The sequence below is a fragment of the Jeotgalibacillus sp. JSM ZJ347 genome (genome assembly GCF_044383825.1).
GTDB lineage: Bacteria > Bacillota > Bacilli > Bacillales > Jeotgalibacillaceae > Jeotgalibacillus.
In genome coordinates, this window is the sequence record NZ_JBISEN010000001.1 from 848,416 (window position 1) to 873,834 (window position 25,419).

The 25,419-nt window shown below is 41.7% G+C and carries 23 protein-coding genes; 2 read left to right on the forward strand and 21 right to left on the reverse strand.

Annotation, left to right across the window (positions count from 1 at the left end; all coding sequences use genetic code 11):
- Nucleotides 1–25 precede the first annotated feature (25 nt).
- The 17 genes from ftsA to ACH6CZ_RS04465 all read right to left on the reverse strand — a co-directional run bounded on the left by ftsA (nucleotide 26) and on the right by ACH6CZ_RS04465 (nucleotide 20,607).
- Entirely contained in the window at nucleotides 26–1,315 is a 1,290-nt protein-coding gene (ftsA, locus tag ACH6CZ_RS04385; protein WP_374096193.1) for a cell division protein FtsA, read from the reverse strand.
- Between the two features lie 305 nt (nucleotides 1,316–1,620).
- Nucleotides 1,621–2,481, reverse strand: coding sequence for a cell division protein FtsQ/DivIB (locus ACH6CZ_RS04390; protein WP_374096194.1), 861 nt, complete (start codon nucleotides 2,479–2,481; stop codon nucleotides 1,621–1,623).
- 126 nt (nucleotides 2,482–2,607) lie between these two features.
- The gene (ftsW, locus tag ACH6CZ_RS04395) at nucleotides 2,608–3,678 is read right to left on the reverse strand and encodes a putative lipid II flippase FtsW (protein ID WP_374096195.1); all 1,071 of its coding nucleotides are present in this window, start codon (nucleotides 3,676–3,678) and stop codon (nucleotides 2,608–2,610) included.
- A 22-nt stretch (nucleotides 3,679–3,700) separates the two neighbouring features.
- The gene (gene murD, locus ACH6CZ_RS04400) at nucleotides 3,701–5,053 is read right to left on the reverse strand and encodes a UDP-N-acetylmuramoyl-L-alanine--D-glutamate ligase (RefSeq protein ID WP_374096196.1); all 1,353 of its coding nucleotides are present in this window, start codon (nucleotides 5,051–5,053) and stop codon (nucleotides 3,701–3,703) included.
- Nucleotides 5,053–6,027, reverse strand: coding sequence for a phospho-N-acetylmuramoyl-pentapeptide-transferase (gene mraY / locus ACH6CZ_RS04405; protein ID WP_374096197.1), 975 nt, complete (start codon nucleotides 6,025–6,027; stop codon nucleotides 5,053–5,055). Before mraY ends, murD begins: the two co-directional genes overlap by 1 nt.
- A gap of 486 nt (nucleotides 6,028–6,513) precedes the next feature.
- On the reverse strand, nucleotides 6,514–7,992 hold the full coding sequence (locus ACH6CZ_RS04410; RefSeq protein ID WP_374096198.1) for a UDP-N-acetylmuramoyl-L-alanyl-D-glutamate--2,6-diaminopimelate ligase: 1,479 nt from the start codon (nucleotides 7,990–7,992) through the stop codon (nucleotides 6,514–6,516).
- Between the two features lie 59 nt (nucleotides 7,993–8,051).
- Nucleotides 8,052–9,932, reverse strand: a complete 1,881-nt coding sequence (locus tag ACH6CZ_RS04415; protein ID WP_374096514.1) for a stage V sporulation protein D — start codon at nucleotides 9,930–9,932, stop codon at nucleotides 8,052–8,054.
- 145 nt (nucleotides 9,933–10,077) lie between these two features.
- Nucleotides 10,078–12,264 (reverse strand): penicillin-binding transpeptidase domain-containing protein, encoded by a 2,187-nt coding sequence (locus tag ACH6CZ_RS04420; RefSeq protein ID WP_374096199.1) that lies wholly within the window; start codon nucleotides 12,262–12,264, stop codon nucleotides 10,078–10,080.
- Nucleotides 12,261–12,614 (reverse strand): cell division protein FtsL, encoded by a 354-nt coding sequence (gene ftsL, locus ACH6CZ_RS04425; RefSeq protein ID WP_374096200.1) that lies wholly within the window; start codon nucleotides 12,612–12,614, stop codon nucleotides 12,261–12,263. Before ftsL ends, ACH6CZ_RS04420 begins: the two co-directional genes overlap by 4 nt.
- A gap of 31 nt (nucleotides 12,615–12,645) precedes the next feature.
- Nucleotides 12,646–13,581: a 16S rRNA (cytosine(1402)-N(4))-methyltransferase RsmH gene (rsmH, locus tag ACH6CZ_RS04430; protein WP_374096201.1), complete on the reverse strand. Its 936-nt coding sequence runs from the start codon at nucleotides 13,579–13,581 to the stop codon at nucleotides 12,646–12,648.
- Nucleotides 13,582–13,610: 29 nt separating this feature from the next.
- Nucleotides 13,611–14,042 carry a division/cell wall cluster transcriptional repressor MraZ gene (gene mraZ / locus ACH6CZ_RS04435; protein ID WP_322420581.1) on the reverse strand — a complete coding sequence of 144 codons (432 nt, stop codon included), beginning with the start codon at nucleotides 14,040–14,042 and terminating at the stop codon, nucleotides 13,611–13,613.
- A gap of 379 nt (nucleotides 14,043–14,421) precedes the next feature.
- Complete coding sequence (gene bshC / locus ACH6CZ_RS04440; RefSeq protein WP_374096202.1) at nucleotides 14,422–16,032, reverse strand: bacillithiol biosynthesis cysteine-adding enzyme BshC; 1,611 nt, start codon at nucleotides 16,030–16,032, stop codon at nucleotides 14,422–14,424.
- 79 nt (nucleotides 16,033–16,111) lie between these two features.
- A complete protein-coding gene (locus tag ACH6CZ_RS04445) occupies nucleotides 16,112–16,498 on the reverse strand; it encodes a DUF3397 family protein (protein WP_374096203.1) in 387 nt (128 codons plus the stop codon).
- Nucleotides 16,498–17,394 (reverse strand): ketopantoate reductase family protein, encoded by an 897-nt coding sequence (locus tag ACH6CZ_RS04450; protein ID WP_374096204.1) that lies wholly within the window; start codon nucleotides 17,392–17,394, stop codon nucleotides 16,498–16,500. Before ACH6CZ_RS04450 ends, ACH6CZ_RS04445 begins: the two co-directional genes overlap by 1 nt.
- 89 nt (nucleotides 17,395–17,483) lie before the next feature.
- Nucleotides 17,484–19,022 (reverse strand): acyl-CoA carboxylase subunit beta, encoded by a 1,539-nt coding sequence (locus ACH6CZ_RS04455; RefSeq protein ID WP_374096205.1) that lies wholly within the window; start codon nucleotides 19,020–19,022, stop codon nucleotides 17,484–17,486.
- A 26-nt stretch (nucleotides 19,023–19,048) separates the two neighbouring features.
- Nucleotides 19,049–19,261 (reverse strand): acetyl-CoA carboxylase biotin carboxyl carrier protein subunit, encoded by a 213-nt coding sequence (locus ACH6CZ_RS04460; protein WP_374096206.1) that lies wholly within the window; start codon nucleotides 19,259–19,261, stop codon nucleotides 19,049–19,051.
- A 5-nt stretch (nucleotides 19,262–19,266) separates the two neighbouring features.
- Nucleotides 19,267–20,607, reverse strand: coding sequence for an acetyl-CoA carboxylase biotin carboxylase subunit (locus tag ACH6CZ_RS04465; protein WP_374096207.1), 1,341 nt, complete (start codon nucleotides 20,605–20,607; stop codon nucleotides 19,267–19,269).
- A 162-nt stretch (nucleotides 20,608–20,769) separates the two neighbouring features.
- Between ACH6CZ_RS04465 and ACH6CZ_RS04470 the strand changes: the two genes are divergently transcribed.
- A complete protein-coding gene (locus ACH6CZ_RS04470; protein WP_374096208.1) occupies nucleotides 20,770–21,246 on the forward strand; it encodes an N-acetyltransferase in 477 nt (158 codons plus the stop codon).
- A 309-nt stretch (nucleotides 21,247–21,555) separates the two neighbouring features.
- Here the strand turns inward: ACH6CZ_RS04470 and ACH6CZ_RS04475 are convergent, their stop codons facing one another.
- The 4 genes from ACH6CZ_RS04475 to ACH6CZ_RS04490 all read right to left on the reverse strand — a co-directional run bounded on the left by ACH6CZ_RS04475 (nucleotide 21,556) and on the right by ACH6CZ_RS04490 (nucleotide 23,957).
- The gene (locus tag ACH6CZ_RS04475; protein WP_374096209.1) at nucleotides 21,556–22,140 is read right to left on the reverse strand and encodes an RsfA family transcriptional regulator; all 585 of its coding nucleotides are present in this window, start codon (nucleotides 22,138–22,140) and stop codon (nucleotides 21,556–21,558) included.
- Nucleotides 22,141–22,287: 147 nt separating this feature from the next.
- Entirely contained in the window at nucleotides 22,288–23,040 is a 753-nt protein-coding gene (locus ACH6CZ_RS04480; protein ID WP_374096210.1) for an enoyl-CoA hydratase/isomerase family protein, read from the reverse strand.
- Nucleotides 23,041–23,178: 138 nt separating this feature from the next.
- Nucleotides 23,179–23,352 (reverse strand): 50S ribosomal protein L32, encoded by a 174-nt coding sequence (gene rpmF, locus ACH6CZ_RS04485; protein WP_039808711.1) that lies wholly within the window; start codon nucleotides 23,350–23,352, stop codon nucleotides 23,179–23,181.
- A gap of 59 nt (nucleotides 23,353–23,411) precedes the next feature.
- Nucleotides 23,412–23,957 (reverse strand): YceD family protein, encoded by a 546-nt coding sequence (locus ACH6CZ_RS04490; protein ID WP_374096211.1) that lies wholly within the window; start codon nucleotides 23,955–23,957, stop codon nucleotides 23,412–23,414.
- Between the two features lie 231 nt (nucleotides 23,958–24,188).
- On the opposite strand from ACH6CZ_RS04490, the gene ACH6CZ_RS04495 reads away from it, so the two are divergent.
- Nucleotides 24,189–25,397 (forward strand): nucleotidyltransferase, encoded by a 1,209-nt coding sequence (locus ACH6CZ_RS04495; RefSeq protein ID WP_374096212.1) that lies wholly within the window; start codon nucleotides 24,189–24,191, stop codon nucleotides 25,395–25,397.
- Nucleotides 25,398–25,419: the final 22 nt, after the last annotated feature.

Here is a 25,419-nt window from a genome sequence, read left to right on the forward strand (position 1 = left end):
CAAATTACTCTCAGGATACCCTTCTTTATTCAAAGAAGTATCCAAACAGTTTCTTAAATCTTCCCTCTTCATTTTTCTGCTTTGGCTTTTGCTGCTTCGTACTTGTTTCAGAATTTCTTGGTTTTTGTGCATATTCCTGATGGTCAAATTCTGAAGCTGACGGCTTCTTATCCGACTGCCCCTGTAACTTGGCATGCTTGTACGCATATTTAATTAATCCGACTGCAGTTGTATACTGAGGCTCTCTGACCCCAATATAATCAGGTACTGCTACACGAACCTGGTTTTGAAGCACCGCCTGTCCAAGCTCAAGTACGCCCGGCATTGCAGCCGATCCGCCAGTAAGAACAAATCCGCCAGGCAAATCATGGATGTTAAGCCTTTTTAATTCATTCACTACCAGTTCAAACATCTCTTCCATTCGTACTTCAATGATATCAGAGATTTCCAGCTGATTAAATTGCTGGTGCTGATCACTGCCGATAATTGGTACACTGAATACTTCATCTTCTGATGCATAATCATAGAAAGCGTGACCATGTTTACGTTTGATTTTTTCAGCATCATCCGTTGTTGTTCTCAAGCCAATTGAAAGGTCTTTCGTAATGTGTTCACCACCGGCAGGTATCGTCGATGCTGCAATCAGATGTCCGTGTTCGAACACTGCAATACTTGTGGAACCTCCACCGATATCAATAATTGCAGTACCAAGATCCTGCTCATCTTTAGAAAGTGCGATTGTACCTGCTGCGAGCGGCTGTAAAAAGATATCTGCCACCTGCAAACCCGCTTTTTCTACGCATCGCAGGATATTGTGAAGCATAGTTTTTGAACCCGTCACAACCGTACCTTCCAGCTCAAGCCTCACGCCGATCATGCCACGTGGATCTTTAATTTCATCAAGACCATCCACAATAAACTGACGCGGAATGACATTAATGAGCTCTCTGTCCGGAGACATTGGCATTACCTGTGCCGCATCCATTACACGGGCAATATCTTCATCACGTATTTCTTTATCTTCTGTAGAAACTGCCACTACTCCATGGCATGGCTGCAGGGCGACATGATTTGCTGGTATTCCGACAATTACATTATGTATTGAAAGACCCGTCATCCGTTCAGCCTGATCGACTGCTTTTTGAATAGATTGTACGGTTTCATCAATATCAACAATTGATCCTTTACGGATTCCTTCAGACTGTACGTTTCCGACCCCTATAATATTAACTGAATCATGGACCAGCTCTGCAATAACTACTTTTACAGATGATGATCCGATGTCAAGACTGACATAATACTCGTTGTTGCTCACGTGTGGCACCTCCTTCAAACCTGTAAATGTTCATTTTAAAATCATTCATTTTTAATATTGACTCTGTTAAAGTTGGCTGTTGATTTCCGTTTCGGGCGATGAGCCACCGTCCTACGCTCCAATCATCAGCTGTGCTAAAATATCAATCACCTTTAACATAGCGTTTCTTTTAATTTTCATTGTTGAAAAGAAAACTATATACCGGTTTCATGCTGAAACCTCAATAGGTATAGTCTACACCAATTGAGATACGCAGAAAAGTAATAAATGACCGATATTACTGACAAATTCATACTTTAGCAGTTTTATCCTTCTGAGCTATCCTCAATGATTGGTACATCATTGTCCGGCAACCCTTCAGCTGCTTCTTCAATCTGTTCCTCAAGCGCTTCCTCTGTCTCCCCGTTTGCTGTTTCTCCAGTTTCATAAGCACGGAAGTAGGATCCGACTTCGAGGTCGATAACGCCTTTAACGTCAGGATTCAGCTGACTAACAATAGAAGGGTAATGTGTCATTTTTTCAACCAGCGTAGGTATCACTGCATGAACTTCAAAACCATCATTCATATATAATATGATTCTATTGGAATCTACTTCAGAAGGGGAGTAATGCACTTCTGAAATTGAGTTTAGTACGTTATCAGGAAGATCTGACAAAGCGGATGCAAGGTCATTCAGCACCTCTCCCTGCGTAAAACCATTCAGGACCGGGGCACTGAAATCAATCTCCTGCACTGTTTGAGGTTCACTTATAAAGCCGTTTTCAAATACTGACTTATACAGCTGCCCTTCTCTGTTAAGTGCTACTTTATTAAATTCTTCAATCTTTACTTCTACATTTAGAGGGAAATCCCTTTTAATTTCTGCATTTTTAATCATATGATTATCCTGAAGCTTTTTTTCAGCTTCTTCAGTATCTAATGTCCAGTACGGGTCTCCGGTTGAAAGCCCACTTAACCGGATTGTCTGTTCATCAGAGATCTCACTGTTCCCTGATAATTGAATATTCTGCACTTTGCTGTAAGGAGATTGAAAGTACAACACAATCGTAATCAGAAAAACGAAAAGCAGAACTACTCCAATTAAGCGCCTGTTCGCTCTTTTACGCCGGCGCTGTCTTAATTGTGGAACTCTGTCTTCCAGTGAGACAACCGGCTTGCGTTTCATTTCTTTCACTCCAGTCATGCGGTTTGACCACAATCACATTACTCTTTATAAATCTAACTTAATACTACACTATTGAACGTATATAACATACAGAAAATTGTTGATCGTCATGAAAATGTAAAATAGCTACTTGCCATACCTGCTGATATTTAATAATATACCGCTCATGCCAAGTACAACCATCAGTGATGAGCCCCCATAGCTGAAAAAAGGGAGCGTAATGCCCGTTACAGGAATTAACCCGATCACGACTGATATATTCATGACAGCCTGTAATCCAAGGGAAATAACGATCCCTCCTGCAAGCAGCTTACTGAAGCTGTCAGGTGCATGAATGGCAATCAGAATTCCTCTCCAAATGACGACAGAAAACAAAAGAACGATCAACAGACTTCCAGCAAGCCCTAATTCTTCAGCTGCAATTGCAAAGATGAAGTCATTCTGAGGTTCCGGCAGATAAAAATGTTTTTGTCTGCTCGCGAAAAACCCGGCACCAAAAAGACCACCGGGCCCAGCTGCATAAAGTGACTGGATAATCTGAAACCCGGCTCCAAGCGGATCCTGCCAAGGGTCTATAAATGAATAAATTCTTTGCATTCTATATGGTGCAGCAATGACGAGCCCTGCAAACCCTGCCACCCCAAATCCAAACAGACATAAAAAAAATCTGATACTCACACCAGCCAAAAATAATAGTGACAAACCGCTTCCCGCTAAGACGGTTCCAGTACCAAGGTCCGGCTGAAGCATCACAATGCCAAATGGAATTAATACAACGAGCATCAGGAAAAATGTCTGTTTCATTGCAGGTTTTTTTCTCATTGTACTAATCAGACCTGCTGTCATCATCAGAACACCAGCTTTTGCAAGTTCAGCAGGCTGTATTGATAGAGGCCCAACGCCGATCCAGCTTTGTGAACCATTCCTCTCAAGACCAATCCCTGGAATTAACACAACCACAAGCAACAGGGTTGTAATGATATATATGGATTTTGCATGCCTGTACCAAAAGAGATAATCAACTTTTGATACAATCAGCATGACCACCAGACCGGCAACAAGAAAAACAGCCTGTCTTAACGAAAAAAAATGGGCATTACCGAAACGGTCTAATGCCCATACGCTGCTTGCACTATCAATTAACAAAACACCAAATAATGAGCAGATCATTACGAAAGTAAATAGCAGACGATCCATACCATTCGTCCCTTCAACGTATTTACTTCAGCTTATTCACCGCTTCAATAAATATGTCTCCACGAACTTCGAATGTTGGATACTGATCCCAGCTTGCACATGCAGGGGAAAGTAAAACAACATCACCGCTCTCAGCAGCATTTGAAGCTGCGGCTACCGCTGCTTTTACATCCTCTACTTTGACAATAGATTTCACCCCTGCGATATTAGCTGCTTCCGCCATTTTGTCTGCAGTTTCACCAAAAACAACGGCTGCTTTAACATTAGACATTGATCCGGCTAATTCATCAAAGCTGTTTCCTCTGTCAAGACCGCCGCATAATAGAATCGTCGGGGCCTGAAATGCATCGAGCGCACTTTGGGTTGCAAGTATATTTGTTGCTTTTGAATCATTATAGAATTTAATATCATTCCATGCTCTGACAAATTGTGTACGGTGCTTCACACCTGAGAATTCCGAAAGAACTTGTCTGATACTTTCATCTGACACCCCGTAAATTCTGGCTGCACCGATTGCCGCCATGATATTTTCAAGGTTATGCCTTCCCGGAAGGACAATCTCATTCAGTGAAACGACTGCTTCACCGTTCATAAAAATCTGCTCGCCGTCAGTTGAGATACCCTGATCCAAATACCGTTTTGTAGAAAAAGGAATAAGCGTTGCTTTGCTCTGACTGATTGCTGTCATCAGTTCGTCCTGATCCGCATTGACAATTAGGTAATCATCAGCTGTCTGATTTTTTGTAATCGCTGCTTTTGCTTCCACGTATTCCTCTTTTGAAGCATGGTAGTCCAGATGAGCATCATAGATATTCGTAATAATTGAGATGGAGGGTGCAAATTGTTTGATACCCATCAGCTGGAAAGATGATAATTCCACAACCATAGCCTCATCCTTCTTTGCAATTTGAGCTACTTCACTTGCGACCGTCCCAATATTACCTGCTGCATATGATTTCTTACCATCTTTAGTAATCATTTCATGAATCAGCGTAGTTGTAGTCGTCTTACCATTTGTACCTGTTACCCCGATAATCGCTGCTTCGCTGATGTTATAAGCGAGCTCCACTTCTGTCAGAACAGGGAGCCCCTTAGCAATAGCACCCTTAATCAGAGGGTTTGAATAAGGTATACCCGGGTTTTTAACAATTAATTCGAAGCCTTCATCCAGCAATTCAACCGGATGACTTCCACAGATTACTTTGATGCCCTGATCAAGCAGCTGCTGGGCATCTTTGTTTTCTGATAGTGGTTTCCAATCATTCACTGTTACAAAAGCACCGAGTTTGTGAAGCAGTAAAGAGGCTGCAACACCACTTTTAGCAAGTCCGACAACCAGTACTTTTTTATTTTGATACCCTTTGTAATTAATCATCAGCCATACACTCCTATCAGAACGCCCAAGATTCCCGCAGCAAGACCAACTGTCCAAAAGACAGTGACAACTTTCCACTCTGACCACCCAGTCAGTTCAAAGTGGTGATGAAGCGGACTCATTTTGAACACTCGTTTTCCTGTAGTTTTAAAAGATGTCACCTGTATCATGACAGATAAAGTTTCAAGTACAAAAACAATACCAATTAATAATAGCAACACTTCCTGTTTTGCTAATAATGATACTGTCCCGATTGCTCCACCAAGTGCAAGAGAGCCTGTATCTCCCATAAATACTTTTGCCGGGTGCGCATTGAATAACAAGAAGCCAAGCAGTGCTCCTACAGCAGCCATACAGAAAATAGCCAGTGCAAGCTGCTCCTGCTGCCATGCAATTAATGCAAATGCTCCAAATGCAATAACCGCTGTTCCGGAAACAAGACCATCTAGTCCGTCGGTCAAGTTCACTGCATTAGAGAAACCGACCAGCCAGAAAATCACGAAGGCTACATATAAAATTCCAAGGTTTATTTCAATTGATGTAAACGGAATTGAAATAATCGACGAAAAGTCATTTGCACTGAAAATAATATAAAATATAATTGCAATCACAATTTGCCCGAGAAGCTTCTGTTTTGACGTCAGTCCCAGATTTCTCTTTTTTGCAACTTTAATAAAATCATCTAAAAATCCTAAAACACCAAAAGTGATTGTAACCATTAACAGTAAAAGCGTTGTAACTGAAAGAACGCCGTAGATAGCACTGACAATAATTGTGGCAAGTGTCATTGCACTTAAAATAATTAGTCCGCCCATCGTTGGTGTACCTGATTTTTTCTGGTGGGACTCGGGACCCTCTTCCCTGATACTTTGTCCAAATTTTAACCTTCTTAAATATGGAATGAAAACCGGCGCTGCTGCCGCGGAAATTCCAAACCCGAATATTGCTGCCAATAGCACAGCCCAAACTGACATCTTGCTTCCTCCTAACAAATCGTTCCATTTTATTGTACTTTTTATGTTGTATGCTGACAATCTCTCATTTTACCATAATTATAGTGATTTTAATGCTAAAGTTTTTTACATTTTAATTTCATTACCTCTATAAAGAAGGTTTTCAACTAAAAAAAGGCTGGACATTTGTCACAACCTTTGATTAACCGTTTCGCTACACTTCACTTAAATTACTAAATAAGAATATTTGACTCGCTTAGTTCAATAATTTGCATAGATAAGAACGTCTCCGTTATGAATGACCGCTTTTTTACATCGAAGCTATATTAAAGACTAATGATGTTTAAATACAGCTGGTGATTGTAGCGGAAGGGGGTCGACTCCAGCAGGAGAAGCGTGACAGATGAGACCCCGCAGACGCGCAGCGTTGAGGAGGCTCACCGCACGCCCTGCAGAAAGCGTTCCCCCTACAGCGAAAATCACCAGCTACCTTTAACATAACCTATACTACTTACTTTCAGCGTGGCGTGCGTTCAAAAATTGCTGTGCCACTGATTTATCGTCAAATGGAATTTTTTCTCCTTTAATGAGCTGATACGTTTCATGTCCTTTTCCTGCAATAAGGATAATGTCTCCCGGTGACGCTTTTTCGATGGCAAAACTGATTGCAGCCCGCCTGTCTTCAATCATGTGATAATGCTGACCATGAACACCCTTTTCCATGTCCCTTAGAATTTTTTTAGGATCTTCACTTCTAGGGTTATCAGATGTGAAAATAGCACGGTCTGCGTATTGACAAGCAATTCTCGCCATAACCGGTCTTTTCGCACGGTCCCTGTCTCCGCCGCAGCCTACCAGAACAGTCAGGTTTTCAGGCTTCATTTTTACCGCTGCCTCCAGAATATTTTTCAGACTGTCAGGTGTATGAGCGTAATCAACAATGACTGTAAAGGGGCCTTGATGCTTAACGATTTCAAAGCGGCCCGGTACACCGCTCACACTTTCAAGACCTTTTGCAATTAGATGATCCGGCACCTTTTTAACAAAGCCTGCCGCAGCAGCCGCCAGTGCATTATAGACATTGAACAACCCTGCAAATTTCAATTCAACCCTGGTTTTTCCATACGGCGTGCAGAGTGTAAATGCAGTAGCTTCTTTATCCACTTTAATATCCTCAGCATAAATATCCGCCTCCGGTGTCAGGCCATAGGTAACGACATGCGCAGAGGTTGCGGTTGCAATCTCTTTTGAAAATGGGTCATCATGATTTAACACTGCAAACTTCGGAATATGTTTTATATGTGAATGTCCGAGCTGTGAAAAAAGTAATGTTTTAGACCATTTATAATGTTCCATTGTTTCATGATAGTCCAGGTGATCCTGCGTGATATTTGTAAAAATGGCAATATCTACATCACACCCATAGAGTCTGCCTTGTGATAACCCATGAGAAGAAGCTTCAAGTACAGCAGTCCCTACTCCTTCAGCTCGGAATTCAGCAAGGGTCTTTTGCAGCAAAAGGCTGTCAGGCGTTGTGTTTTCTGCTTTCTTTATCTGATCTCCCTGTTTCATATAGAGCGTTCCAATAATACCGGACTTCATTCCGTAAAGCTCGAGCATCCCCTGAACCATATGCGTGACAGTCGTTTTCCCGTTCGTTCCTGTCACTCCGATCACATTCATATCAAAACTGGGATAATCATAAAAATGATTTGCAATATACGCCAGGGCATGCCGCGGGTGTCTGACAATAATTAATGGCACAGGCAGGTCGTATTCTGTATCCGACAGTACAGCAGCTGCACCATTTTGAATGGCTCTATCTATATAGACCCTCCCGTCTGACTGCTCACCTTTCATTGCCGCAAAAAGGGATCCGGGTTCCACATCTTCATGATGATGGCAGATCTTAAGAATATCAGGATCTGATTCAGGGCCTTTTTTCTCATAAAAGGGCAGACAGCCTGTCAGCTCTGAAAGTCTCATACATCCAACTCCTCGAACATTTCTTATATTGTTATCTTAACTGATAGGTCGAAAGAATGCTATTGACCAATAAATATTCGGAGTGTTGCGCCTTCTGAAATCACAGTCCCCGGTTCAGGTGATTGCCTGATCACTTTTTTACCTTCACCTTTGATATCAAGCTTAACGTTCATTTGCATTTCCAGCAGTTCACTTTTCGTTTTTCCTCTCAGATCCGGCACTTTCACTTCGGGTGGATCTGTCCATCTGACTTCTTTTTCTATTTGATCATTTCTTTTTTCAATTCCTAACACATTTAATGATTCTTCAATCATTTTTCCAACAATCGGGGCAGCTACAACTCCACCGAATTGAATCGTATTTTTCGGATGATCCACCGCGAGATAAATGAGTATTTCAGGATCATCACTTGGGGCAAATCCGATAAAAGAAACAATATAGCTGTCTTTCATGTACTGTCCATTTTCTACTTTTTGTGCAGTCCCTGTTTTCCCGCCAACCCTGTAACCTTCAACAAATGCTCCGCGCCCTGTTCCCTGGGCAACAACTGATTCAAGCGCTTCTCTCATTTCTGCTGATACACCTTCTGAAATGACTTTTTTCTTCATCTTGACCGGCACTTCATTGATTGTGTCACCGGTTAACGGATCCGTCCATTTTTTCGTAATGGTCGGGGTTGGCAGGGTTCCGCCATTAATGACTGCAGATACTGCAGCAGCCTGCTGGATCGGCGTAACTGATACCCCCTGACCAAAAGCTGTCGTTGCCTGCTCAACCGGACCCATGTTTTCCGGTTTAAATAAGATTCCGCTTGCTTCTCCCGTTAAATCAATTCCGGTTTTCTGCCCAAAACCGAAGTCATGAATATATGACAGCAGCCTGTCTTTACCCAATCTGTTCCCCAGTTCAATAAATCCGGGGTTACAGGAATTTTGGACAACTTCAAGAAACGTCTGGCTGCCATGACCTTCCCGCTGCCAGCAGTGCAGATGAACCCCGCCTACCTCTAAATGACCACTGTCATAAAATTGTTCTTTTTCAAGATCAACCAATCCCTCTTCAAGCGCTGCAGCAAGCGTAATAATTTTAAAAGTTGATCCCGGCTCATAAGTTCTCCAGATTGGAAGCACCCTGTTATAAATATCCGGGGAGAATTTCTGATAATTTGCAGGTTCAAAATCAGGTCTTGAAGCCATACCGAGAATTTCACCTGTCTTGGGATTCATTGCGATCGCTAATATCTGATCTGCATCATATTTCTCCTGAGCGTTCGTCAGTTCTCTTTCAAGGACATTTTGAACATCCAGGTCAATTGTCAGGTGAAGATCCATCCCATGGGCCGGATCTTTGTGATAAGTACCAGCTTTCTCCATTTCCTTTCCTTTCGCATCGGTAAATAACCCTTCTGCCCCCTGTTGACCGTACAGCTGTTCATCATATAATAATTCAAGCCCGGATAGCCCCCTGTTATCCACTCCGATAAAACCAAGAACATGAGACAGCATTCTCCCATGCGGATAAGAACGTTTGTAATCATCAGCGATATAAACGCCTGGCAAAGAGGCTCCTTCAAGTGCTCTTACTTGTTCATAACTAAGTTTTCTTCCTTCAGGGTGCAATTTTTCGATTGATCCTTTTCTATTAACAAATGTTAATGCTTTTTCAGATGAGATTTTCAGGATCTCACTTAACTGGGAAGCTGTATGCTCGCGGTCTTCAATTTGTTTTGGAATAATAAAAAGGCTAGGTGCAGATTCATTTAATACAATCGGCTCACCTTGGCGGTCATATATTGTCCCTCTTTTTGGCTCTAAGGGCAGTTCACGTGTCCAGCTTTCAACGGCTTTTTTGTATAGTTGCTCATGAACAACTACCTGTACATAAAAAAGTCTAGCTGCTACGATCGTCAGCATGAATAAAAATAATAACAGGACAAACATCAGTCTTTTTTTTAACAGCCTTTCAGAAAAATGCTGCACACTCTTCCCCCTGTCTCAAGAATCTATATATTCATCGTATGATGAGAACCATTTCATATGCAAAAAGCCTTTTCTGATCAATGTGATCAGAAAAGGCTTTTTAGGCTCAGTCCTGCGGAAGTTCACTTTCATCTTCCGGCTGACTTAATCTTGTTCTGGTTTCTTCAGGTGTTTCAAATTTTACAGTGAGTGGCTGATTTGAACTGATTACTGTATTTGCTGTGAGATTTTGTGAGACGGCATATCCCGCACCAGTTGCATTTAACTGAAGATCTGCTGCTGCAGCTGCTTTCACAACATCCCTGTAAGACCATCCGGTGAAGTCAGGAATCGTCAGCTCTCCATCAGTCACAAGGATTAATCGTTCTCCAGCCATTAACTCTTCATTCACAACGGATTGATGATTGATCATATCACCGTTACCGATCAATTCCACGGACAATCCTTTACTTTCAAGCGCTTCTTTTACAGAAGCAGCCGGCTGTCCCTCGTAATTCTCAACCATCACACTTTCCCTCATAGGCGCTTCTGCCGGCTGAATATTACGGTACTTCAGGCTGTTTAACATGACCGGGTTAAAAACTTTTGAAACCGGAATAGAACTGATTTCATCCGGTGGCAGGTCAGGCTGCTGAATACCAATATAGACAATTAATTCAGGATCATCAGCAGGTGCCATACCAATAAATGAGAAAAGATAATTGGACCTTCCTGTCATATAGCGTCCGGTTGCAGGGTCTGGAATCTCTGCTGTGCCTGATTTTCCTGATACTTCATAGCCTGGAATACTGAAAGGCTGACCGGTTCCTACTTCACTGGTAACCGTTGTTGCAAGGTATTCTCTGACTTTGGCTGCCGTATCAGCAGAGATCGGCTGACCGCTCACTTCAGGTTCACCTTCATAGACAGCTTCTCCTGTTTCAGGATCTACTACTTTTGAAAGGACAAAAGGTCTTTTCATCTTTCCATCTCCGGCAATTGCCGTCTCAGCCTGTATCATCTGAAGCGGAGTTACAGTACTACCCTGCCCGAAAATGGTCGTTACTTTTTCAAGTGGATAATTATAAAGGATTGTCCCGGGCGCTTCGTTCGGCAAGTCAATTTCAGTTTGTTGTCCAAAACCAAAGTCATCGAGGTAGTTTCTGTATACATCGTCACCCATCTGTTCAAGCAATTTGGCGAAAGCAGTATTTGACGACCGCTGAACACCTTCCAAGTAACTGATTGTTCCCCAGCCACTGACGTTATGGTCTTTGATTTCCTGTCCAAGAACATCATATGAACCTGACTGGTAAGTGGCGTTCGGATTAAACACGCCTTCTTCAACTGCTGCTGCAAGTGAAAACGTCTTAAAAGTCGAGCCGGGTTCAAAAGTACTTTCGACAATCTGGTTGTACCAGTTGTCGCTTAATCCGACTCTCGTATCAGGATCAAATGTCGGCCGCTGACTCATCGCCAGGATCTCTCCTGTTTTTGCATCAGCTACAACACCAAACATTTTCTGAGGGTTATATTCTTCTGCTGCCTGACTTAGCGCATCTTCAAGAAACGTCTGTATTTTCTTATCAATTGTCAGATAGACGTCATGACCATCTTTCGCTTTTTGAATAGCCTCTTCTCCACCAGGAAGTAAAAATCCACGTGCATCTGTCTCGAATGATAACTTACCGTTTTCTCCTTCAAGATAGTCGTTCAGATTTCTTTCAACTCCCATCTGACCAACCGTTTTCATCATACCATCCTCAGTTTCTTCAGGCTGGGCATACCCGATCAGGTGTGAAGAAAAAATGCCGTTTGGATAGAAGCGTTTTAAATCCTGGAGAAAGAAAATCCCCGGGAGTTCAGCCTCTTCGATTTTCTGCTTAATCTCAAGCGGGATGTCTTTTCCTGCTGTTCCGAATTCGACCTGCTTTTTATCCTGCGTTAAAATATCGAATATCTCAGGCTCACTAAGATCGAGATATTCAGAAAGAGTCGCAGCAGTTTCTTCCGGATCGAGGACATGTCTTGGATTATCATCATTCGTTGTCAGGTTTTCATCTAAAACCGCAACAATTTTATACGTCTGCGTATCTTCAGCGATCACTTCTCCATTACGGTCAAGGATTTTTCCTCTTTCAGCTTCGAGAATCTGACTTCTTGCATATTGTGCCTGAGCCTGAGCTGCTAAGTCACGGCCTTCTGCTTCCCCTGTAATTTGTAACGTCAGGAATCGTGTGATTAATAAAAAAAAGAGAGCGCTAAATACTGTAAACAGCAGGTAGGCTCCCCAATTCTTTTTCAATTTCCTCATGGCTGCTGCACAACCTTGACATTTGAATCATTCAGCGTAAGTCCAAGTTCTTTTGCCTTTTCCCATACCCGTTCATATGTACTCATCTGGCTCACTTGAATGGTCAGGTCGTTATTAACATTTTCCTGCGCTACCACATTAGATTCCAACTGTTGGATTTCTTTGTTCGTACTGTAGATCTCAGCCTGTGCACTAATAATATGAAGACTCGCAAAGCAAACAAATGCTGCAAATACAGCGGCGATTACTTTTTCACCGAGCGTAAATGCAGAAGATCTTTTTCTCAGTACTTTTTTAGGCCTGGTTTGAATGGACGGCTTTTGCTCGACCTTCCTTGCAGTGTTCATCATTCTAATTCCCCCATTTCACTGATCTCTGTTTTTATTTGTTTTTCTCTGCAATTCTAAGTTTTGCAGATCTTGAACGATTATTATGTTCTAATTCTTCTTCACTTGCTGTAATCGGTTTTCTTGTTATGAGTTTCAGCACAGGCTCATAGCCTTCCGGAATAACCGGCAGCCCTGGCGGCAGTTCCGGTCCTTTAGAAGCTTCCTTGAACATCGTCTTACAGATTCTATCTTCTAAAGAGTGGAACGTTATGACACTGATCCTTCCCCCAGGATTCAGCATGTCAATTGCCTGCTCCAAAGATTCCTCAATTACACCAAGTTCATCATTAACAGCAATCCTGATTGCCTGAAAAATCCGCTTTGCCGGATGTCCGCCTTTTCTTCTTGCCGGTGCCGGAATGCCGTCTTTAATCAGTTCAACAAGTTCTGCAGTTGTTTCAATCGTTTTTTGCTCACGTGCTGCTTCAATTTTCCGGGCAATCTGCTTTGAAAATTTTTCTTCCCCATATCTGAAAAAAATTCTGACCAGATCTTCATAAGCCCATTCATTTACAACTTCTTTAGCTGATAATGGAGATGATTGATCCATCCTCATATCCAATGGTGCATCGTGGTGATAGCTGAACCCTCTTTCAGGTGTATCAAGCTGTGGTGAAGAAACACCAAGGTCATATAAAATGCCGTCAACTTTCTCTACACCCAGTTCATTTAATTCACTTTTCAAATGCCTGAAATTTGACTGGATAAATGTAACCTGTCCATCGTAAGGCTTCAATTTTTCTTTTGCATGTTCAATTGCGGTTTCATCCTGGTCAAAACAGTAAAGATGACCTTCGTTGGATAACTGGGATAATAAGTACTCACTGTGTCCTGCTCCGCCAAGCGTACAGTCCACATAAATACCGTCCTTTTTTATATTTAGTCCATCAACTGTTTCTTTAAGAAGGACAGTAGTATGATCAAACATTTTTGACACCTCAACACTTTAAATTCTATCTATAAGTCGAAATCAATCAGGTTTTCTGCTATTTCTGCGAATGACTCTTCTGATTCAGTAAGATAATCGTTCCACACTGCTTTATCCCAGATTTCAATTCTTGATGATACACCAATGATCATGCATTCTTTTTCAATTTTTGCATAGTCAATTAAGTTTTTCGGGAGATTGATTCTTCCCTGTTTGTCAATTTCACATTCAACTGCACCTGAGAAGAAAAACCTTGCAAACGCTCTGGCATCTTTCTTTGTAACAGGAAGTGATCGAACTTTTTCTTCAAGGCGCCGCCATTCATCCATAGGATAACCAAATAAACACTGGTCAAGACCTCTTGTAATGACAAAAAGATCTTTTACATGTTCACGGTATTTTGCAGGGACAATGATTCTCCCTTTTGTATCGATTGAGTGCTGATACTCCCCCATGAACATCCGGCTTCCCACCTCTCAAAATAAATGTACCACAGTCCCCCACTTTGTACCACTCGTTTCTCATATTCTAACACAACTGTAATAATAAAAAGTTCAAAATGAATGAATTTTCTAAAAATATATTAGAATTTTGTGATTAAAGTTTTTTACCATAATAAAAAGGATGAAACATAGTGTCTCATCCTTTAATCGTTCCGCTGCGCTTCGGGCGGATGCTTTCCGGACGGTGGTTGCTGAGCCTCCTCAGGCTTCGTCTTGCGGGGTCTCAGCTTCCCACTTATCGTCCCGGAGTCACCGCCCTACGCTCCGCTGCACTCAATTTATGATTGAAATATTGTTGGTCTATTAAAAAACTCAGATCTTCTATTCTTCAAATAGATCACACGTATACAACATTGTGTTTGTGATTAAATTCAACTTCTGCCTTCAGCAGGTCCTGTATAAAGGACTCGCCATAGCGATTTATATAATAATAAATGTTCCAGATTCTTTCCTGCGGCCCGCCTGAGGGTCTGAGTGCATTTTCAATCCGGTCATATTTCTTCAAGACATGTTGATGCTTCTGCTGCAGTGCATCATCTGACTTCATTTGTAAATATGAAAGCTGCTTTAAGTGGAAGTTGAGATTCTTTTCAACGATCTGATTAAAGTTTGGATCATATTTGTCAGATAGCTGTTTAATCTGCTCATACTGACTGTTGAGCTTCTTTTCCGTTTCATCAATTACTGCTTTGAGGGACTGGTCTTTTACCGATTCCCAGAATGAAGTTCTTTCACTTTCAACACCTTTAGCAATTACATGGTTGATAGAGAGGTTCAGTTCTTTTGCATCCTGCTCTATATTCCGCTCAACAATTGAGTAGGTTAATCTCGGTACAACCGGCGGCATATGAAAGCCGGTTTTCTCAAAAGCGGTTTTCAATTCGGCCCAGTAAGCAATTTCCCCCGGTCCTCCAATAAAAGCAAGTGTTGGAATAAGCCATTCCTGCATCAATGGACGCGTTACAACATTGTTGCTTAAATTCTCCGGGTGATGTTCAGCTTCATTCAGTAAATCATTCATTGAATACGTACGACCGGCTTTGTCGTAGAAAGCTTCATCTTTATAGAAAAGAAGCTGCCTTTCTTCGTCTTTTCGAATAAATAAATTCGCTGCATCGTTTTCAAGTTCAATCATCGGCTTAAATCCATCATTTTTAAGCTCTTCCTGCTTGGCTAATACAACCTGATTAATCTCTGCATGCTGTTCAATCAGCTGCTTAAAAAATGTTGACTCAAGTCTTCTTAAATCAGGATCAGCTGCATCTAGGACCAGTAAGCCTGATTCCTTGAAAAGGTCCATGACCAGCCATGCAAACATTCGAGTGATGTTTGCATTATCATCAGCTGCCTGATACAGCTTCCCTCTCAAGTCTGCAGTGTAATTTGTTTCTCCGAATTCTGCCAAAATATCATCAATCCAGCGTTTCATTTCAGCAGGATCATATTGAATATCTGACGCCATTTTTTTAGTGAGAACTCTTTCAGGATAGCCTTTCTTTTTCAACTTTCCGTCAGACTCAGTGTAGATATGATTAATCTCCAGGAAATCGTGATCCTCGCCTGCAATCCAGAAAATAGGGATGACTTTTCTGCCAAGCTCAGATGTCTGCTGTTTGGCAAGCTTGATAATGGAAATGACTTTATGTATTGAATAAAGCGGTCCTGTTAATAATCCTGCCTGCTGACCTCCAACCACTGCAACTGCATCTTCTTTTAATGCAGAAAGTGATCGTTCTGTCTCTTCAGATGAAGGTATACCTTGCATAAAGTTTTCTATACAGGCTGAGAGTTCTTTACGCAAAAACGTTCTCTGATCAAGTTCAGATAGCCTCTTCGTAAAGCTTCCATCATAAGAATAGTGAAAATGTTTCATCGCATGATCTGATTCTTTTATATATGCTGACGCAAAAGGCTGAATAGCCGGAAGGTCCAATTGTTTTACGAGCATCGTTAAAAACTCCTTTAATCCGCATTAGTCCACAATCAGTATACCATCTGATTTTCGAAAGCCGAAAGAATATTGCTCGTCAGATCACAGAATGATAGATCGCAAGTGCAGTACCGGTTATGACTAATGAAACATGCAGAATCAGGAAGATCAAAAATGACAGCCTCCAAGTGCTTTTTAAAATGTGCGCAAACGTAAAATCGTCTTTCTTACTCCTTATGTAAAAAGCAGATAGAATACCGATGGATGCAATTAACAGGCAAATCATCCAGAAAACTGAAAGGCCCCATATATAGAGAACCAGAAAATAAACAGAGCCGATTAAAAAAGGGTTCGTTGCATTAATGCCGGTTGTAACTGCTACCCTGTGTCTCGAAGACAGCTTCTTCACAGCAATAAATACGAGCAGATAGATGATATATGGTGCATACAAAAGTATGCTGAGTAATATTGCGGCAGCCTCCACTAGTTTTTACCCCTTTCAATCTGAATAGCCAGAATCCCCTGCTGTAAAAATGGCAGGATAAAAGGTGTTACGTTTTTTTGTTCAGCAATTCTCATTGCATAACCGGTCATTGACTCAACCTCTGTTTTACGGCCCGCTTTTATATCAGACAGCATGGAAGATTCATTTTCTGATGTCCTTTTACACAGGCTCAGAATGTCTTCAAATGGACATTGATTAATTTCATCGGGAAATATTAAAGTGAGTTCACTGTACAGCGCGCTCATCATTTCCCTGAAATACTGATTTTCTGCAAGGGCACCATTTTTCACATTGAACATCGCTGTTAAGGGGTTAATCATGAGATTTTTGATTAACTTAATGGTTAACAGGCTCAGATAATCGTCTTCAAAAGCAATTGGAAAGCCCGGCTGGTCACACGAGATAATATCACTTATATTCCTGCGGTCACCTTTAAAGCATGCAATCCGCCACCACCCGACACCATTGTGCTGAACAGTACAGGCATTCAGCTTTTTAGCCCCGTGTTCAACTGTGCTGACAAACATGTGCTGATGAGACAGCTGTGATAATTGTTCCAGGTGTGACATGCCGTTTTGTAGAAAGATTAATGGTACATCTTGAGGGATCTCATTGAGTTTAGCTGTGATTGCCTCCAGATGATATTGTTTTACAGCAACTAAAACCGCATCTGCTTTTTCAAACCGGGTATCAGTTAATACTGTAGCGAATACTGTTTTGACAGTTTCATTGATCACACCATGCTGGTTCAGTTCATCCGCCTGTTCTGCTGTTCTCGTACTAATATGTATAGAATGACCGCACCCGCTGAGGTGGTGAGCGAAAAGAAGGCCTATTGAACCTGCACCTATAATATGAATATGTATCGTGATCACCCCTTTTTAACTAGTTTATCAAAATGTACCGGGTGAAAACGCATTAATTTTCAGAAAAAACCGCCAGAATAAATTCTGGCGGCTGACAGTTACACCGGATAAACCGGATGTTTCTTCGGTGGCATGGGAATATGCTTTGAAGCGTAATAGTTAAACCTGCTGATCAGTACATTACGCAGTTCATCAGGCTCAACGATATCATCGATGATCAATTCAGATGCCAGTCTGTAAAGATCAATTTCTTCCTGATATTCTTTATGCTTTTCCTGTACAAATGCAAGCTTTTCTTTAGGATCTTCAATCTCCTGAATCTTGTTGGAGTATACAGCATTCACGGCTGCTTCAGGTCCCATTACAGCAATTTGAGCGGAAGGAAGCGCAATGCAGCAATCCGGTTCAAATGCCGGACCAGCCATCGCATAAAGCCCCGCTCCATATGCCTTTCTGACAACAACTGAGATTTTAGGAACAGTTGCAGAGCTCATAGCTGAAATCAGTTTGGCACCGTGACGGATAATTCCCGCACGCTCCACCTTTGTCCCGATCATAAAGCCCGGTACATCAGCAAGAAACAGAAGCGGAATATTAAATGCGTCACAGAGCTGAATAAATTTAGCACCTTTATCAGCAGAGTCTACAAATAAAACGCCGCCTTTTGCTTTTGGCTGATTCGCAATAATACCAACAGGCTTTCCGTCAATACGTGCAAACCCTGTGATCAATTCAGGAGCGAACAGTTTTTTCATTTCAAAAAAGCTGTCCTGATCGATTAATGTATTAATTGCATCATACATATTAAACGGCGCATTCTGATTTTGTGGAATTAATCCTGATAAAGACTCACTGCTCGCAGCAGGTCTTGGCTCTTCAACTGGTATATCTCCCTCAAAGTTTAAAGGGAAAAAACTCAAATATTTAATGGCATGACGAATCGCTTCCTCTTCATCTTTTGCCAATACATCTCCGCACCCGCTGACTGAACAGTGCATTCTCGCACCGCCCATTTCCTCAAGTGTCACTTTTTCACCGATCACCTTTTCAGCCATTCTTGGTGAACCGAGATACATAGATGCATTCCCTTCAACCATAATCACAATGTCACAAAAAGCAGGAATATATGCACCACCTGCAGCTGAAGGTCCAAACAGCAGACAAATCTGAGGAATGAAACCGGACAGTCTTACCTGGTTATGAAAAATTCTCCCCGCACCACGTCGGTTTGGAAACATCTCAAGCTGGTCAGTGATGCGTGCGCCAGCAGAATCGACTAAATAAAGCATCGGTACCCGGAGCATTTCAGCCGTTTCCTGGATACGGATAATTTTCTCCACTGTTCTTGAACCCCATGAACCTGCTTTAATCGTAGAGTCATTTGCCATAACACATACCGGTCTGCCATCAATCATTCCTGTACCTGTGACAACACCGTCAGCCGGCAGGTCGCCTGCATTAAAATTCGCAAACATCGCATCTTCTTTAAAAGAACCTTCATCGATAAGCAGATCAATTCTTGTACGGGCAAACATTTTGCCCTGCTCTTTCAGCTTTTCATGATATTTGGGCTTTCCGCCTTTTTTTATTTCTTCACGGGCTTCTTTCAGCCTGCTCTGCATTGTTTCAGATTGCATATTCAGATCTCCCCTTCTAACATTTTTTATTCAAGAATCAGAAGTGTATCTCCTTCGTTAACGAAATCCCCTGCATTTACTTTTACATCACTTACTTTACCTGCAGTCTCCGCTTCAACAGGGATTTCCATTTTCATTGATTCAAGCATCATCACTGCCTGTCCGCTTTCAATCTCATCGCCTGTATTCACCAATACCTGTAAAACTGTTCCTGCCATTGTTGATGTGATTTGTGTCATGTCAATCATTCTCCTTTTATTTTCATTAGTGTTTGTGTGTGGTATTTTCCATCCATAAATTCAGCTGAATCCAGCACCAGCTTATGGAGCGAAATGTTCGTTTTTACACCTTCGATTGTCACTTTATCAAAAGCCTGTCTCGCTGCCTGTATACAGGACTGCCTTGAATCTGCTGTAACAATAAATTTCGCAATCATCGGATCATAGTATGGTGTCACTTTATTCTGTTCTTCATAACCGATATCAACCCTTATACCATCGCCCTCCGGAAATTTGACCTCCTTAAGTGTACCCGGTGAAGGATAAAAGGTCTTAGGGTCTTCAGCGTAAATTCTAAATTCAATTGAATGTCCCGAGGATTGGATGTCTTCCTGACTCTTAACCGGCAGCGCTTCATTAAAAGCTGTTTTAATCTGCCATTCAACCAGATCAAAGCCTGTTACCTCTTCAGTCACAGGATGTTCCACCTGCAGCCTCGTATTCATTTCAAGAAAATACGGATTTTCATCAATATCCATGATGCACTCAATTGTTCCGGCATTTTTATACCCTACTGCTTCGGCCGCCTGGACGGCAAGATGATATAACTTATCTTTCGCCGGACCGGTTAGAGACGGAGATGGAGACTCTTCGATCACTTTTTGATTTCTGCGCTGAATGGAGCAATTACGTTCAAACAAGTGAAATACTTCGCCTTGTGCATTTCCAAATATCTGAACTTCAATATGACGCGCGTTTGGTATATATTTTTCAATAAATAATTTCCCGGAACCAAAATAAGCCTGAGAACGTTTAATCGTTGGTTCAAAGTGCTGATTGAGCGCTTGCTCATCTTCACATAACACCATACCGACTCCACCGCCGCCGCTGCTTGCCTTCAGCATGACCGGGTACCCAATCTTCTGTGCTTCCCGGAATGCCTCTTCAAGTGTCATATCTTCACTTTCATACCCGGGAACAACTGGAACGCCTGCTTCCATCATTGTTTTTCTGGCTTCAATTTTATCTCCCATTTTCCGCATGACTGATGAAGAAGGTCCAATGAAAATCAAACCTTTTTCCTCAACACGCTCTGCAAATTCCGCGTTTTCTGAGAGAAGGCCATATCCTGGGTGAATCGCATCAACGCTTTCTTCAGAAGCAATCTCAAGCAATCGGTCAATATGTAAGTATGACTGGGCTACCGGAGGCGGACCAATCAGCTTTGCAGCATCCGCTTCTTTCACATATGGCAGCTCCTGATCTGCTTCAGAATATACTGCTACTGTTTTAATATTCATTTTTTTGCAGGTTTTAATGATCCGCAGGGCGATTTCCCCACGATTCGCAATGAGTATCTTCTTCACAAAAATCCCCTTTCAGTAAAAAAAATTTCCATCCCACCTTCTATTGTAAACGCTTTCTAAGTAAATGTGCAGAATTTTTTGACCTGTTGCGTTATAATATAGCTATAAACCGTGTTAAGCGGTTACATCTAATCGTCAGAAACTAAACAGGGAGTGTACGGAATGTCAATTAAAGTAGAGAATTTAAAAATCAATTACAAAACTCTTGAAGAGTTTAATAAGTTTCGGGAAGTTGGCGTACAGGAGCTGTCAATGAAAGAAGAACTCGAAACGAATATGGTTGAAAATGACAGCGATTCACCTTTCTATGGAATTTATCTGGGGAATAAGCTTGTCGCACGTATGAATCTTTATAAGCGGGATGCAAGATTTGACCAGTATTTTGAGCCACCTCAAAACTATCTGGAGCTGTGGAAGGTTGAAGTACTTCCGGGCTATCAGAAAAAAGGCTACGGTTCAGCGATGGTAGAGTATGCTAAAAGCTTTGGACTGCCAATCAAAACGAATCCGAGAGTGAATTCAACAGATTTCTGGGAGAAGATGGGCTTTGAGCGTGTAACGTATGATCTTGAGAGAGATCTTGGGGAAAACCCGATGGTGTGGTATCCGGAGGGTGTTACTGAGCAGGTTCATGAGTAATTAAGTGATATATATTTAAAAGGCTGGGGCATATTGTCTCAGCCTTTAACCGTTTTGCTACGCTTCAGGCGGATGCTTTCCGCAGGGCCGGCGGTGAGCCTCCTCAGTCTTCGCCTTGCGGGGTCTCACCTGTCCGGCTTCTCCTGCTGGAGTCACCGCCTTACGCTTCGCTGCACTAAGATTTCTATTTAAACTCTATTTTACAAAGTAGATTGTTTTTTTCTAGCTTTCATTGTAACTGTGTGAAATTAATAATAAATAAATCCAATCTTACTTTGTACATAAAACACTATCTACGTAAACTAACGATTAATACTGATCAGAAGATTCGTTTACTGCCTTTTTATCCATTCTGAAAAGGTTGCCGTTTGGTTCCATCTTGAATACACTTGATGACGCGTCATGATCATCTGTTCCAAGCTTTCTGGCTTTTTCAATTAAATATAATAGTGCATGATAGTCTTCTTTTAATTCTGTAATTTGCTCTTTGAGAAACTGATTATCTTTTTCGAGCCGCTCACGCTCTTTTTCCGCTTCTTCTGCTTTCAATGCTAAATCTTCAGCCGGCTGACTATTTTCAAGCCTGCTGATCCACTGGTTCATTTTCTGTATAAGCTGCTCGGCATTCCAGTCACTGCTCTTTTCCACAGCCTTTTTCTCTTCTTCTCTTCTTTTAGCGTATCTCACACGTTTTGCTTCGGAAATCTGTTTCTGGCATTCTTTTCTGAGTGATGAATTCCAGCGAAATCCGCAGGCTGCAGGCGTTCTGTTTAATTCGAGTGCTACTTCTTCAAATGCATTCAGCTGCGTGCTGCCCTGTTCAATGTGACCGAGTACTTTTTCCTTCAATAACTGATCTTCGCGTGACGTCCAGCCGTCCTGTCTTAATTTCATTCTGATTCCCCCTAACGATAAACTTTTAACCTGTATTTTCTGAATCTATTGATATCTTATGCTTGAAAATAAAAAAATAGACATAAAAAATACGATTATCGTATTTTTTATGTCTATTTTTTAAAAATCAGTATGCAATATCTCATTCTACTTATTGATAAACCTGTTTACAGCCTCATGATGTTCTTCAGTTTCCCATAAAACTGAGCATTCGTACATTTCACTTTCCATCCGCTCTTTCAGGTCACTGGCGATCCATTTTCTTGTAAGCATTTTTTTATATGCAGAAACAACAGGTCCTGTTTTTTTAATAACTGGTCCAAATAAGTCGATTAATTCATCTGCCGAATCAGCCTGTACGATCTGGTCAATGAAACCAATTTCACTCAACGTTTGGGCCGGTAGAATTTTTGCTTCAGTTAATAGACGAAATGCCTGATTTGCCGGCAGTCTTTCATATAACAACGTACCGCCGCCCCAGCCTGTTGTAATCGCCAGGTTTCCCTGAACGAAGCCCATTTTAACGTCAGGACGTGCAAATCTGTAATCGCAGGCTGCAGCAATTTCACATCCGCCCCCAACAGCTGTTCCATTTATAAAAGCAACTGTTACTTTATCAAGTGTGGCAAGCCGGTAAAGAATCGCACCCATTTTAGAGAGCATGCTGTAAGACTCCACCTGGGTTTTAAGACTATGAAACTCTTGAAGGTCTCCCCCTGCACAAAAGGCTTGAGACCCTTCTCCGGTTATCATAAAAATTTTGATGCTTTCATCATTTTCAGCCTGTGTCACGGCCTGATCGAGCCCATCCATCACTTCATAGCTGATGGCATTTCTCCGTTCAGGTCTCGCGATTGTAAATACTAATATATTATTTTTCTGATGCAGATCATACCCCATATATCAAAGTCTCCTTTTTCCCATCCTGTCATTAATTGTATCATGAGACTTTGAGAAGCTGAATGAAAAGCGGAATGAATACACAAAAAAACCTGCAAAGGGCCATGGTCCCTGTTGCAGGTTTTTTAGCAGAGGGCATTATTTGCCTACTACTTCTTTGCCTTTATAAGTTCCGCACGCTTTACACACGCGGTGAGAAAGCTTCATTTCTCCACAGTTTGAGCACTCTACCATACCTGGTACAGATAGCTTGAAATGCGTACGACGCTTTCTTTTAGCGGTTTTCGATGTTCTTCTAAATGGTACTGCCATGTTTCCCACCTCCTTAAAGAGAGTGATTGTAAAATGAACCAGAGGTCCAGTTTTTACGGTTATTTTTTTTCGTCGAAAAATTTCGCAAGATCAGCAAGTCTCGGATCTGCTGCAGGTTCTTCCTGCTGCTCTTCAATTCTTGCTTCTTCAAGTTCCTCTTCTGATAACACTTCCCAGCCGTTTCCGCTGTCCATGCCTTCATCTTCAAGTGCTTTATCGCTAAAGACCTGAAGTGGCACCTGAAGCACCAGAATCTCTTCGATCACCGGGCGTAAGTTAATGACCTCACCATCCGGCTCATGTACTTCTTCATTTAGTTCTTCATCTATATAAGACGAATTTAAAATAAAAGTTTCCACGGTATCAAGAGAAACCGGGTACTCTACATCTACAAGTGTTCTTGCACATGGCAGAGTCAGTGTTGTTTCAATATGAAGGTGAAACGTGATTCTTGAAGAACTGATATCACCACGTCCAGTGACACGTACAGGTGCAACCTGTCTGATATCACGGTGCTGTTCTGTCAGTTCGTTCATTTCTACCGTTTCATCGATCTTGAAGTCTTCATTGCGATATTTCTGCAGCTGAATGATTGACCATTTCATCTGTCATCACCTCAAGGCACAAAGTAGATTATATTCCCTGTATAAAGGAATGTCAAGATTTTTTCTTTACAACCAAAAGTACTGACCTGAAAGTATTTGAGCTTTAGGCTGCACAATAAAAGACCGGTTGCTGTGTCCGGTCGAAACTACACCCTATTATAACGTAAATACGTTAAAATAAAAAGGGATAGTTCATTTAAGCACAGGATTTTTATGAAAGGAGTGAAGGGTATGAAAGCTTGTGGCGTTGTTGTCGAGTATAACCCTTTTCATAATGGACACCTCCTCCATGCAGAACAGTCACGTACGATTACACAAAGTGATGTTGTGATTGCTGTTATGAGCGGCAATTTTCTTCAACGGGGTGAACCTGCGCTGCTGCCAAAAAAGGAACGTGCAGAGATGGCACTCCGATCAGGTGTGGATATTGTTTTTGAATTGCCTTATCACTTTGCAGTTCAACACGCTTCTATATTTGCTGAAGGTGCTGTAAAACTGCTGGATGCTGCCGGGTGCAGCTCAATTTGTTTTGGAAGTGAGAATGGTCAAATTGACCCTTTTATCAGTCAGCTAAAGCTCGAACAGGCTCATTATGACGAATTGCAGCGAACGATCTGTAATCAGATGAAGCTTGGCAAAAGCTACCCGGCAGCTGCTGCTGATAGTTACGGTATTCTTTTTGAGCATTCGTCCGGTCTGGATTTATCCCAGCCAAATAACATGCTCGGTTATCAGTACATAACTGCAGTTGAAAAACATTCCCAGATGCAGCCTTATACGATTCAAAGGAAATCCTCAGACTATCATGATGAGTCACTGCATGAATCGTTTATATCGAGCGCTACTTCAATCAGGAAAAAAATTTTTGAAGAAGGAATGCAGGAAATTTCGCAGCATGTTCCACAATCATCTTATGAAGTCATGGAAAAATATAGATCAGAAAATGGTCAGCTGATGAACTGGGATTGCTACTGGTCTTACCTTCAGCACATGCTGGCCACTTCTTCTCCTTCATCACTTCAAATGTATTATGAAGTGGAGGAAGGAATTGAATACAGATTGATCGAGGCTGCATTAACAAGCCTGACCTTCCATGAATTCATGCACAAAGTAAAAACAAAAAGGTACACATGGACCAGAATTCAACGCATCCTCACTCATCTGATCACGAAAACAACAAAAGAGGACATTCACAAGCATCACTCTCCCGAATACCTGAGAATGCTGGGAATGACAGCTAAAGGAAGAGAATATTTAAATACGCACAAAAAAGAGTTCCCACTGCCTCTGATCAGCAATCTGAACCAGCAGCACCATGAACTCTGTTCAATTGATATCCGGGCTGGCAAAGCATATGCTTTCGGATTTTCAGACCCCCATAAGCGAAAAGAAATGATCACAAGAGATTTTAAAGTGTCCCCTGTGATCATGAAAAAATGAGGCTGAGATTAATCACAGCCTC